Source organism: Desulfococcus sp. (assembly GCF_050178255.1).
Taxonomy (GTDB): domain Bacteria; phylum Desulfobacterota; class Desulfobacteria; order Desulfobacterales; family Desulfococcaceae; genus Desulfococcus; species Desulfococcus multivorans.
Window position 1 is genome coordinate 1 of the sequence record NZ_JBFXGG010000094.1, and the last position, 11,792, is coordinate 11,792.

Consider the following 11,792-nt stretch of genomic DNA (forward strand, 5'->3'; position numbering starts at 1 on the left):
GCCGAAGCCTATCTGTCGAATCTCAAAACCCTGGACGACTATGTCCGCAAGGTCATCGCCTCCATTCCCGAGAATCAGCGGGTCATGATCACGGCTCACGACGCCTTCAGCTATTTCGGACGCGCATACGATATCGAAGTGATGGGGATCCAGGGTCTTTCCACCGAATCCGAGGCCGGTCTCAAGGACATCAACCGCATCGTGGACGAGCTGGTCCGGCGAAGGATCCCCGCCGTCTTCGTGGAGACCAGCGTTTCGGACAAGAACGTCAAGGCGCTCATCGAGGGGGCAAGGTCCCGGGGCCATTCGGTTCGCATCGGCGGGACGCTCTTTTCGGACGCCATGGGAAAGGCCGGGACCTACGAGGGCACCTACATCGGCATGATCGATCACAACGCCACGGTCATCGCCCGGGCCCTGGGGGGCGATGCCCCTCAAACCGGAATGCAGGGAAAACTCACGTCGCTTTACTGAAGGCTGTCAGCAGAAAGGGTGCGACAGCCCCGTTTGTCGCGCACGCACCCCTTCAGCCTTCAGCCTGACCCCCTAAACCATCATCGGTCCGCCGCCAGTCAGGGCCGGCCGATACGACAGGAGGTGTGCCATCATGGATAAATTCCTGAATCGGCTGCGATTTTTCCGACGGAAAGCATCCGCGACCGGCTGCCGCGAGGAGCGCTCCGCCGATCAATGGACCGAGACCCAATGCGGCCGGCGGGAGTGGGAGGACCTGTACCGCCGCCGCTGGCAGTACGACAAGAAGGTCCGTTCCACCCACGGGGTCAACTGCACCGGTTCGTGCTCATGGGATGTGTATGTCAAGGACGGCATCCTGGTGTGGGAAACCCAGGCCGTCGACTATCCGGACTGCGGGGAAGGGTTCCCCAACCACGAACCGCGAGGCTGCCCCCGCGGCGCCACTTATTCGTGGTACACCTACAGCCCGGTGCGCCTCAAACACCCCCTGATCCGTTCGTGCCTGCTTCAGATGTGGCGCAAGGCCATCGCAATCCACGACGACCCGGTCTCCGCCTGGGCGAGCATCGTCGAGGACGAGGCCAAACGAGCCGACTTCCACAAGGCGCGCGGCAAGGGCGGCTTTGTCCGCGTGGACTGGGATCAGGCCGCCGTCATCATCGCCGCGGCCCTGATTCACACCATCAAAAAGCACGGCCCGGACCGCATTTTCGGCTTTTCCCCGATCCCGGCCATGTCCATGGTCTGCTACGCCTCGGGAGCACGCTTCCTCTCCCTCATCGGCGCCGCCATGATCAGCTTCTACGACTGGTACTGCGACCTGCCCCCGGCCTCGCCCCAGATCTGGGGCGAACAGACCGACGTGCCCGAAAGCGCCGACTGGTACGAAGCGACCTATTTCATCGTCTGGGGCACCAACCTCCCCATGACCCGGACCCCCGATGCCCATTTCTATACCGAGGCGCGCTACCGGGGGGCCCGGGTGGCGGCCGTGGCCCCCGACTATGCCGAGTACGTCAAGTTCGCCGACACCTGGCTGCCGGCCAGAGCCGGCACGGACGCGGCCCTCGCCATGGCCATGACCCACGTCATCGTCAAGGAATTCTACATCGACCGCCAGGTGCCCTACTTCATGGATTACGCCCGGCAGTTCACCGACCTCCCCTTCGCCGTGGTGCTCGAACCCGGCGCGGACTTCGAGACGGCAGGCCGCTTCCTGCGCGCCGCGGACCTGGGTCTGGACGTCAACAACGCCCAATGGAAAACCGTGGTCTATGACGCGGCCGGGAAATGCTTCGCCGTGCCCAACGGCAGCATCGGGTTTCGCTGGAACGAGGAGGGCCGATGGAACCTCAGGCTGGAAGAAGATGATCACGGCATCGACCCCCTGCTCAGTTTCGCGGACCAGGCGGACGGATGGCGGACGGTCGCTTTTCCGGTCTTCGCGGAAACCGGGGCGGGCGTCAAAAAAGGGCTGGTGCCGTACAAGACGGTGGCCGGCCCGAAGGGCGAGCTGCGGGTGACCACGGTCTTCGACCTGATGGCCGCCCATCTCGGCGTAACGCATAAAAACGCACCGACGGTGTCGGAGGACTACCCCGCCGGCTACGACGACCCCAAACCCTTCACTCCCACCTGGCAGGAGGCCGTCACCGGCGTACCGGCCGCCGACGCCGTCCGGACGGCGCGCGAGTTCGCCGAAAACGCCGAAAAAACCCGCGGCAAATCCATGATCTTCCTGGGGGCCGGCACCAACCACTGGTTTCACAGCGACATGATCTACCGCACCATCATCAACCTGACCACCCTCTGCGGCTGCCAGGGGGTCAACGGCGGCGGCTGGGCCCATTACGTGGGGCAGGAAAAGGTGCGGCCCCAGGCGGCCTGGTCCCAGGTGGCCTTCGGCCTGGACTGGCAGCGGCCGCCTCGCCAGCAGAACGGCACCTCGTTCTATTATTTCGCCACCGACCAGTGGCGCTACGACACCCTGCGGCCCGAAACCGTTCTTTCCCCCCTATCCGGGCGGCCGGCGGCGACCCACATGGCCGACTACAACGCCGTGGCCGCCCGCCTGGGCTGGCTGCCCTCGTATCCCCAGTTCGACCAAAATCCCATCGAACTGGTGCGGGAGGCCGTGGCCGGAGGCGCCGTCACGGACGCGGAAATCACGGCCCATGTCGTCGAAAAACTCAAAAAAGGGGCGCTGGGCTTTGCCGTTGAGGATCCGGACCATCCGGCCAACTTTCCGCGGGTGCTTTTTTTGTGGCGGGCCAACCTGCTGGGCGCCAGCGGCAAGGGCCACGAGTATTTTCTCAAACACCTGCTGGGCGCCGATCATGCCGTGCTCAACACGGACGGGGAGCTGCGGCCCGAAGAGATCCGGTGGCGCGAACCGGCCCCGGAGGGGAAGCTGGACCTTCTGGTCACCCTGGAGCAGCGCATGTCCACCAGCGCCATGTACGCCGACATCGCCCTGCCGGCCGCCGGCTGGTACGAAATGCACGATCTGAACACCACCGACATGCACCCGTTCATCCATCCCTTCAACCCGGCCATCGATCCCCCCTGGGAGACCCGCACCAACTGGGAACAGTTCAAGATCATCGCCGAAAAATTCTCGGCGCTGGCCGAAGATCACCTGGGCACGATCAGGGACCTGGTGGCCACCCCCCTGATGCACGACACGCCGGATGAAATCGCCCAGGCGGAGGTGCTGGACTGGCGCCGGGGGGAATGCGAACCCGTGCCGGGCAAGACCCTGCCCAACCTGACCGTGGTGACCCGAAATTACGCCGACACCTATCGCATGATGACGGCCCTGGGCCCTCTGGCCGAGACGGCCGGCGTCGGCGCCAAGGGCGTCGTTTGGAAAGCCGTTCAGGAGGTGCCGGCCCTGAAAGCCGCCCTGGGAACGGCGGCCGCCCATGGCGTGAGCCGGGGCCGGCCGGCCATGGATACGGGCAAACAGGCGGCTGAAACCATCCTGATGCTGGCACCGGAGACCAACGGCGAGACGGCGGTGAAGGCGTGGGCGGCCCTGGAAAAACGCACCGGGCTTTCGCTGCGGCACCTGAGCCTCTCCCGCCGGGGTGAGCGCTTCCGGTTCGACGACCTGACCGCACAGCCCCGGAAGATCATCACCTCGCCGATCTGGAGCGGAATCGAATCCGAGGAGCGGCGGTATTCGCCCTTCGTGATCAACATCGAAGAAAAGGTCCCGTTCCGCACCCTCACCGGCCGGGCCCAGTTCTACCAGGACCACCCCTGGATGCGCGATTTCGGCGAGCAGCTGCCGGTTTACCGGCCGCCCCTGGAGATGACGGGCCGCGCCCCCGAAGGGGTCAAGCGCGAACCGGAGCGAGAGATGGTGCTCAACTATCTGACGCCCCATTCCAAATGGTCGATCCACAGCACCTATTCCGACACCCTGATCATGCTGACCCTGTTCCGCGGGGGCGAGGCCATCTGGATCAACGACGAGGACGCCCGCGGGATCGACGTCAGGGACAACGACTGGCTGGAGTGTTTCAACGCCAACGGGGTGGTGATGGCCAAGGCCGTGGTCAGCCCGCGCATCCCCCCGGGCAAGGCGTTCATGTACCATGCCCAGGAGCGGCTGATCAACACGCCGGGATCGAAGATCACCGAAAAGCGCGGGGGGACCCACAACAGCGTGACCCGCATCCTGGTCAAGCCCACCCACATGATCGGCGGCTATGCCCAGTTGAGTTACGGTTTCAACTATTACGGACCCGTCGGCGCCCAGCGCGACGAGTCGATCATCGTCCGCAAGGCCGGAAAGGTGGACTGGTATGAATATTAAAGTTCAAACCGCCATGGTGCTGAACCTGGACAAGTGCATCGGTTGCCACACCTGCAGCATCCCATGCAAAAACGTGTGGACCAACCGGGAAGGCGCCGAATACATGTGGTTCAACAACGTCGAATGCAAGCCCGGCATCGGCTACCCCAGGAAATGGGAGAACCAGGAGATCCACCGGGGCGGATGGACCCTGGACGGCGGAAGTTTGCGGCTTGCGGCCGGCGGCCGGATGAAAAAGAGCCTCAACATCTTTCACAACCCCGATCTGCCGACCATCGACGAATATTACGAACCCTGGGATTACGAATATGGGCGTCTGATCGACAGCCCCCGGCGCACTCACCAGCCCTCGCTGCGCCCCCGATCGCGGATCACCGGCGAACCCATGACGCTTCAGTGGGGCCCCAACTGGGAGGACGACCTGGCCGGCCTGTCGGAAACCGGCCCCGGCGACCCCAACTTCAAGGATCTCGATTACCGGACCTACCTGCAGTTCCGCAACGTGTTCATGTTCTGGCTGCCGCGACTCTGCGAGCACTGCCTCAACCCGGCCTGCGTGGCATCATGCCCGTCCGGGGCGCTTTACAAGCGCGACGAGGACGGCATCGTCCTGGTGGACCAGGAGCGCTGCCGGGGTTGGCGCTACTGCGTTTCAGGCTGCCCCTACAAAAAGGTCTATTTCAACTGGAAAACCGGCCGGGCCGAGAAATGCATCTTCTGCTATCCCCGCCTGGAAGCCGGCCTCACCACCCTCTGCGCCCACAGCTGCGTAGGCCGCATCCGTTATGTGGGTGTGCTGCTCTACGACGCCGACCGCATCGCCGAGGCCGCCCGGGCCCCGCAGGATAAAGATGTCTACCCCGCCCATCTGGACATCCTGCTGGACCCGAACGACCCGGAGATCGCGCGGGCCGCGAGGTTCCAGGGCATCGCCCCCAACGTGATGGCCGCGGCCCGCCGCTCGCCGGTCCATGCCCTGATCCGGGAGTGGCGTCTGGCCCTGCCGCTGCACCCGGAATTCCGCACGCTGCCCATGGTCTGGTATGTGCCGCCCCTGAGCCCCATCACCCGTCAGATGGACGACCCGTCCGAAGCCGGAAGCCTGATCGACCGCATGCGCATTCCGGTCACCTACCTGGCCAACCTGCTTACCGCGGGCGACGAAGCCCCGGTGCGGCTGGCCCTGAAGCGTCTGTCGGCCGTGCGCCGGTTCATGCGGACACGACGGGTGGAAAAACGCGACGACCCCCAGGTCCTGGATGCCGTGGGGCTCGATACGACCGCCGTGGAAAGGCTCTATCGCCTGCTGGCCATAGCACCCCTGGCGGAGCGGTTTGTCCTGCCCACCAGACCGGCCGGCAAAGACGACCTATTCATCCAACAGGGCGCCTGCGGCTTCGGCGACGCCCTGTGAACGGAAACCCGAGGGAGACGCACCCATGACCCCGCCTTTCGCCGATGAACTGAGGCTGCTGTCGGTGCTGCTGCAATATCCGGACGACGACCTGCTGTGCCGCCTGGACGACATCGCGGCCGCGGTTGACCGGCTGCCGCCCGGAGAGATCCGAGCCGCCGGCGCGGCCTTTCTGGACTATCTCGGCGCCCACGCGCCCATCCGACTTCAGGAGAACTTCACGACTGCATTCGACATGTCTCCCGCCACGACCCTCAACCTGACCTATCATATGTTCGGCGACACCGAGAAGCGGGCCGCAGCCATGGCCCGGCTGCAGCGTTTCTACGACGAGGCGGGATGGGAGCGCATCACCGGGGAACTTCCCGATTACCTGCCCCTGCTGCTGGAATTTCTCGCCATCCACCCCCGACCCCAGACTGCGGCGCCGGTGTGGGAATGTCTCAGGGCGGCGACCTCCCTGGTCGCAGCTCTGGAAAAGACGGCGCCGGCCTATGCCGCGCTGCTGCGGCCCCTGGCCCGTGCCGCCGCCGAAACCGCCGGGATGGATGACGGCCGGACGTCCGGGCCGGTCTGACCCGGCGCACGAGGAGGATCCACATGGACCTTTGGTATATGCTCATCTTCACCGTTTTCCCGTACGTGTGCCTGACCATCTTCGTGGTGGGGCACGGGTATCGCTACGTGACCGACCGGTTCGGATGGAACGCCCGATCCAGCGAGTTTCTGGAGAAAGAAAGCCTCTTTGCCGGATCGGTCATATTTCATTGGGGGATCATCCTGACCTTCTTCGGACATGCCGGAGGACTGCTGATTCCCCAGCGGGTGTTCGACTTTTTCGGCATCGACGCCCGGGGCCACATGGCCGTCGCCTACTGGAGCGGCCTGGCCGTGGGCATTGCGGCCTTCGTGGGCGCGCTGCTCCTGTGGCGGCGGCGTCTGATCCAGCCGCGCCTGACTGCCGTGACGACCCGAAACGACAGGATCACGCTGGCGGGTCTGGCCGTGGTGATCGGCCTCGGGCTCTTCAACGTGGTTTTCGGACACTACAACGTGCTCTACACCCTGGCCCCCTGGATCCGCGGCATCGTGACCTTCACCCCCGACGCCGGGCTGATGCGGGCGGTGCCCCTGAGCTACAAGCTCCATGTGATCGCGGCCTGGGCGCTCCTCGCCTTCTCGCCGTTCAGTCGGCTGGTGCATATCTGGAGCGCACCGATCTTTTACCTTTTCCGGCCATACATTCTGTCCCGGCGCCGGGCCGCGCTATGACGGCGACTGTTGCCGCGAGACGGGCACACGCCGGCAAGGGAGGCGGCCGACGCCGCATTCGGAGACGGATGTTCAACATCCTCTGCACATGCATCTGGACGGCTGTCCTGGCTTCGGCGGTACCCGCATGGACGGGGGAGCGCCTTCCGGCGGGGGGCGATCCGGACGGGCGGGCCATCGTATCGAAAGTTTCAGAGCACGCTCCGGAGCCGGATGCCCGAACCGGACCCCCTGCCGGGCATGACGTTCCCGAATCGGATGCCGACCGGTTTTTCCGGGACGTGATGCTGCCGGGCGTCGGTCTGCTGGTGATCATCATTGCCGTCGCCCTGACGACGATCTTTTTCCCAAAACGCAACAGGGGATAACGCTTACGGGGGCCTTGCCCATGGGATCCAGCAAAAAAAACACCTCGGTGCCGGCGGGAAAGGGCCGTTCCCCCGGTCTGTGGGCCGGCGCCCTCGAAAACCTCAACCCGGCCTATTTCGCCCTGGTGATGTCCACCGGCATCGTCTCGATCGCGGCCCACGATCAGGGATTCTTTCGGATCGCCATGGGGCTTTTCGGATTCAACGTGGTTGTTTATCCGATCCTGTGGATCATGTACATCGCCCGGATCTGCTTTTTTACACAGCGTTTCCGGGACGACTTCCGCGACCACACCCAGGGCATGGGATTCTTCACCGCCGTGGCCGCATCCGGCGTTCTGGGCAGCCAGTCGCTCCTGCTTACCGGCGGCTTCACCATCGCGGCGGCATTGTGGTGCGTCACCATCGCACTCTGGATCTGCCTGATCTACGGCCTCTTCACCGGATTGATCACCCGGGAGACCAAGCCCGACATCGCCCATGGCATCAACGGCGGCTGGCTCCTGGCCATCGTGGCGACCCAGGCCGTCACCGTGATCAGCACGGCCGTCGCACCTTTTTTTCAGCTCTATCGCGAGCCGATGCTGTTTCTGGCCTTCATCACCTGGCTGTTCGGCGGCATGCTCTATATCTGGGTGATCGCGTTGATCTTCTATCGTTATCTGTTCTTTTCCTTCTCCCCCCGGGACCTGACACCGCCTTACTGGATCAACATGGGCGCCGTCGCCATCACCACCCTGGGCGGCACCGGGCTGATCGCCAATGCCGCCGCGTCGCCGTTTTTGACCGGACTGACGCCTTTTCTGACGGGGTTCACCTTTTTCTTCTGGGCCACGGCGACATGGTGGATCCCGATGCTGCTCATTCTGGGCGTCTGGCGTCATGGATATCGCCGCTTCCCCCTGCGCTACAGCCCGCTGTTCTGGGGGGCGGTCTTCCCGCTGGGCATGTACACCGCCTGCACCCACCGACTGGCGATGGTGACCGGTGCGCCCTTGATCATTTTCATTCCCAGGGGATTCATTTATGTGGCCCTGGCGGCATGGGCCGTCACCTTCGTCGGGATGGTGTACGAAATAGCGGCAGGCCTGAGAAGGCCAAAGGCATCGACATAGCACCCGGGCCTGATATACCATGCTGGATGAGATACGGCGCTCCACGGCGGATCTGGCCGTGATCGCCGAAAACGGGACATATTTAATAACCTTGCCCTACCATAAGGAGAGTGCTATGAAAGCGACTGAAGAACTGAAAAAGGAACACGACGGCATAGAATTGATGTTGCGGGTCATGAGCGCCATATCCGGAAAATTGGCCCACGGCGAAGCATTGAACACCGCACATATCGACGGCATCCTGGAATTCCTGTCGGTTTTCGTCGACACGTGCCATCACGGCAAGGAGGAGGAATTTCTGTTTCCAGCCCTGGAATCCGCCGGTGTGCCGCGGGAGGGGGGGCCGATCGGCGTCCTGCTGGATGAACACGAACAAGGCCGGAAACAGGTGGCCCGGCTCAAACAATTCGTGTCGGCGCATCAATCCGGAGACCCACGGGCGGCCGTCGGTATTCAAGACACCATCAAGGCGTATGTGGACCTTCTGAGCGGACATATCGCCAAGGAGAATACCGTTCTTTTTCCAATGGCGGACGCCAGGCTCGATGCAAAGACGGACGCAGCGCTTTTCGAGGCCTTCGAACGGCTCGAACGTGAACGCATCGGCGTCGGGAAACACGAGGCGTTTCACGCCCTTCTGGATGAACTTCAGGACGTCTATTTGAAATGACGCAGCATTGGCTTTCGCAAGCGTCTGAAGACAACCGACAACCCATACCCAATGGAGAGTGACCCGTGAGTTCAGCAAGCCTTCGAGAGTGCTCGCCCGTCGACATTACCGATGACGACGTGATGGCGGCCATGAAAGCCATGCAGGGCTATATCGACATCACCCCCGCCGATTTCAGGGAGGTCTATCGCGTGGCCTATACCCTGGCCAAAGACCGGATGATGAACGCCCTGAAGGCCGCCGACATCATGACCGCGCCGGTGCATGTGATCGGCGCCGACAGCGATTTGATCGCAACCGCATCGCTCCTGGCTGAAAAAGGCATCTCCGGGGCCCCGGTGACGGACCGAAGCGGAAAGGTGGTCGGCGTCATCTCCGAAAAGGATTTTCTGCGGAGAATGGGGGCCGGCAAAAACGGATCGTTCATGCAGGTCATCGCCCACTGCCTCAAAAACAAGGGCTGCGTGGCGGCACCGATGCTCAACCACACCGCCGCCGACATCATGACCGCGCCGGCCGTGACGGCCGGGCCCGACATTTCCATCGGCGGCATCTCGGCGCTGCTGATGGAAAAGAACATCAACCGGCTCCCCATCGTGGACGCCGACGGCAAGCCCGCCGGCATCGTCACCCGATCGGACCTTGTCAACGCCTTTTGCATGCTGGGATAGACGGGGGCACACATGAACTATTTCAAGAAGATGAAGGGGCACACCCAGAGCCCGCCCCGGGTGAGCGTCGTTGAAACCCTGTGGTCCTGGGTCGGGAGCTTTCTGGGCATCGCCGTGGTGGCGCTGATCCATTACAACGTGCTGGACCGGACCGCTCTCACCATGATCATCGGCTCGTTCGGGGCCTCGGCCGTGCTCATTTACGGCGCCGTCCGCAGTCCCCTGGCCCAGCCCCGCAATCTGATCGGCGGTCATGTGCTCTCGGCGGTGATCGGGGTGGCGGCCTTCCAGTTCCTGGGCGGGATCCCGTGGCTGGCATCGGCCGCGGCCGTTTCCACGGCCATCGCCGTCATGCACCTCACCAAAACCCTGCACCCGCCGGGCGGCGCAACAGCCCTGATCGCGGTGATCGGCGGCGACACCGTACACCAGCTGGGTTATCTCTACGCGGTCATACCCGCCGGTCTGGGCGCCCTCGTCATGCTGATCATCGCCCTTCTGGTCAACAACATCGCGCCCAACCGTCGCTACCCTGAATTCTGGCTTTAATCATCCACCCACACAAGGAGGAACACCATGTTTTGCTTTCAATGTCAGGAAACAGCCAAGAACACCGGATGCACCGTCAAGGGAGTCTGTGGAAAGCCGGAGGAGACCGCCGACCTGCAGGATCTGCTGATCCATGTCTGCAAGGGCATCGGCGTCTACGGCGAAAAATTGAAGGAAGCGGGCACGGTGGACCGGAACGCCGCCCATTTCATCGCCAAAGCCCTCTTCACCACCATCACCAATGTGGCCTGGGACGACGATGTCCTCATTGAACGGATCAAGGAAGGCCTGAAGGTCCGGGATGCGGTCAAGGCCAGGGCGGGGGCCCTCTCCGGTCCGGTTCCGGACTGCGCCGCATGGAGCGCCGCGGACAAACAGGCCGTCATCGACAAGGCCCTGTCCGACGAGGTTCGCATCACGGCCACCCGGAACGAGGATGTGCGTTCCCTGAGGGAGCTGCTCATCATCGGCTGCAAGGGCATCGCGGCCTATGCCGATCATGCCGCGATCCTCGGCTATGAGAAGGACGAGATCCACGGATTCCTCATGGAGGCCCTGGCCTCCACCACCAAAGACCTTTCGGTTGACGAGATGGTGGGCCTGGTCCTGAAGGCCGGCGATATCGCCGTGACCACCATGGCCCTGCTCGACGAGGCCAACACCGCCACCTACGGACATCCTGAAATCTCCCAGGTCAACATCGGCGCCGGAAAGAACCCTGGGATCCTGATCTCCGGCCATGACCTCAAGGACATGGCGGAGCTGCTCGCCCAGACCGAAGGGACCGGCGTGGATGTTTACACCCACGGCGAGATGCTGCCCGCCAATTACTACCCGGCCTTCAAGAAGTACAAGCACTTCGTGGGCAACTACGGGGGCTCCTGGTGGCGCCAGAACCCCGAGTTCGAATCCTTCAACGGCGCAATTCTTCTGACCACCAACTGTCTCGTCCCCCTGAAGAAGGACAACACCTATCTGGACCGGCTCTTTACCACCGGCGTGGTCAACTATGTCGGCGCCGCCCACATTCCCGACCGTCCCGAAGGCGGCGCCAAGGACTTCTCCGCCCTCATCGCCCGCGCCAAGCGCTGCGCTCCCCCCACGGAGATCGAAAGCGGCACCATCGTCGGCGGTTTCGCCCACAACCAGGTGCTGGCCCTGGCCGACAAGGTCGTCGATGCGGTCAAATCGGGCGCCATCAAGCGTTTCGTGGTCATGGCCGGGTGTGACGGACGACAGAAATCGCGGGCCTACTACACCGAGGTGGCGGAAAACTTGCCCAAGGACACGGTCATTCTGACGGCCGGGTGCGCCAAGTACCGCTACAACAAACTGGCCCTGGGCGACATCGGCGGCATTCCCCGGGTCCTGGATGCCGGCCAGTGCAACGACTCCTATTCCCTGGCCGTGATCGCCCTGAAATTGAAGGAGGT

The 11,792-nt window shown here is 63.4% G+C and carries 11 protein-coding genes; all 11 read left to right on the forward strand.

Features of this window, described 5'->3' with window-relative positions; genetic code table 11:
- Positions 1 to 474, forward strand: a 474-nt coding sequence (locus AB7S84_RS13725) for a metal ABC transporter solute-binding protein, Zn/Mn family (protein ID WP_428155068.1), incomplete at its 5' end; no start/stop codon positions are given.
- A 133-nt stretch (positions 475 to 607) separates the two neighbouring features.
- Complete coding sequence (locus AB7S84_RS13730) at positions 608 to 4,300, forward strand: nitrate reductase subunit alpha (RefSeq protein WP_428155070.1); 3,693 nt, start codon at positions 608 to 610, stop codon at positions 4,298 to 4,300.
- Entirely contained in the window at positions 4,290 to 5,714 is a 1,425-nt protein-coding gene (gene narH / locus AB7S84_RS13735) for a nitrate reductase subunit beta (RefSeq protein WP_020876367.1), read from the forward strand. The genes AB7S84_RS13730 and narH overlap by 11 nt, the downstream gene beginning before the upstream one ends.
- Positions 5,715 to 5,739: 25 nt before the next feature.
- Entirely contained in the window at positions 5,740 to 6,291 is a 552-nt protein-coding gene (narJ, locus tag AB7S84_RS13740; protein ID WP_428155072.1) for a nitrate reductase molybdenum cofactor assembly chaperone, read from the forward strand.
- Between the two features lie 23 nt (positions 6,292 to 6,314).
- On the forward strand, positions 6,315 to 6,986 hold the full coding sequence (gene narI, locus AB7S84_RS13745) for a respiratory nitrate reductase subunit gamma (RefSeq protein ID WP_020876365.1): 672 nt from the start codon (positions 6,315 to 6,317) through the stop codon (positions 6,984 to 6,986).
- Entirely contained in the window at positions 6,983 to 7,354 is a 372-nt protein-coding gene (locus AB7S84_RS13750; protein ID WP_020876364.1) for a hypothetical protein, read from the forward strand. The genes narI and AB7S84_RS13750 overlap by 4 nt, the downstream gene beginning before the upstream one ends.
- A gap of 20 nt (positions 7,355 to 7,374) precedes the next feature.
- A complete protein-coding gene (locus tag AB7S84_RS13755) occupies positions 7,375 to 8,469 on the forward strand; it encodes a tellurite resistance/C4-dicarboxylate transporter family protein (protein ID WP_020876363.1) in 1,095 nt (364 codons plus the stop codon).
- 115 nt (positions 8,470 to 8,584) lie between these two features.
- Positions 8,585 to 9,139 (forward strand): hemerythrin domain-containing protein, encoded by a 555-nt coding sequence (locus AB7S84_RS13760; RefSeq protein WP_428155076.1) that lies wholly within the window; start codon positions 8,585 to 8,587, stop codon positions 9,137 to 9,139.
- A 65-nt stretch (positions 9,140 to 9,204) separates the two neighbouring features.
- Positions 9,205 to 9,810, forward strand: a complete 606-nt coding sequence (locus AB7S84_RS13765) for a CBS domain-containing protein (RefSeq protein WP_428155078.1) — start codon at positions 9,205 to 9,207, stop codon at positions 9,808 to 9,810.
- A gap of 12 nt (positions 9,811 to 9,822) precedes the next feature.
- On the forward strand, positions 9,823 to 10,359 hold the full coding sequence (locus AB7S84_RS13770; protein WP_020876360.1) for an HPP family protein: 537 nt from the start codon (positions 9,823 to 9,825) through the stop codon (positions 10,357 to 10,359).
- 27 nt (positions 10,360 to 10,386) lie between these two features.
- On the forward strand, positions 10,387 to 11,792 hold a 1,406-nt coding region (hcp, locus tag AB7S84_RS13775), incomplete at its 3' end, for a hydroxylamine reductase (RefSeq protein WP_428155081.1).

Coding starts and splice junctions, on each gene's coding strand:
- AB7S84_RS13730 (WP_428155070.1), top strand. CDS start 608: ATGGATAAATTCCTGAATCGGCTGCGATTTTTCCGACGGAAAGCATCC.
- narH (WP_020876367.1), top strand. CDS start 4,290: ATGAATATTAAAGTTCAAACCGCCATGGTGCTGAACCTGGACAAGTGC.
- narJ (WP_428155072.1), top strand. CDS start 5,740: ATGACCCCGCCTTTCGCCGATGAACTGAGGCTGCTGTCGGTGCTGCTG.
- narI (WP_020876365.1), top strand. CDS start 6,315: ATGGACCTTTGGTATATGCTCATCTTCACCGTTTTCCCGTACGTGTGC.
- AB7S84_RS13750 (WP_020876364.1), top strand. CDS start 6,983: ATGACGGCGACTGTTGCCGCGAGACGGGCACACGCCGGCAAGGGAGGC.
- AB7S84_RS13755 (WP_020876363.1), top strand. CDS start 7,375: ATGGGATCCAGCAAAAAAAACACCTCGGTGCCGGCGGGAAAGGGCCGT.
- AB7S84_RS13760 (WP_428155076.1), top strand. CDS start 8,585: ATGAAAGCGACTGAAGAACTGAAAAAGGAACACGACGGCATAGAATTG.
- AB7S84_RS13770 (WP_020876360.1), top strand. CDS start 9,823: ATGAACTATTTCAAGAAGATGAAGGGGCACACCCAGAGCCCGCCCCGG.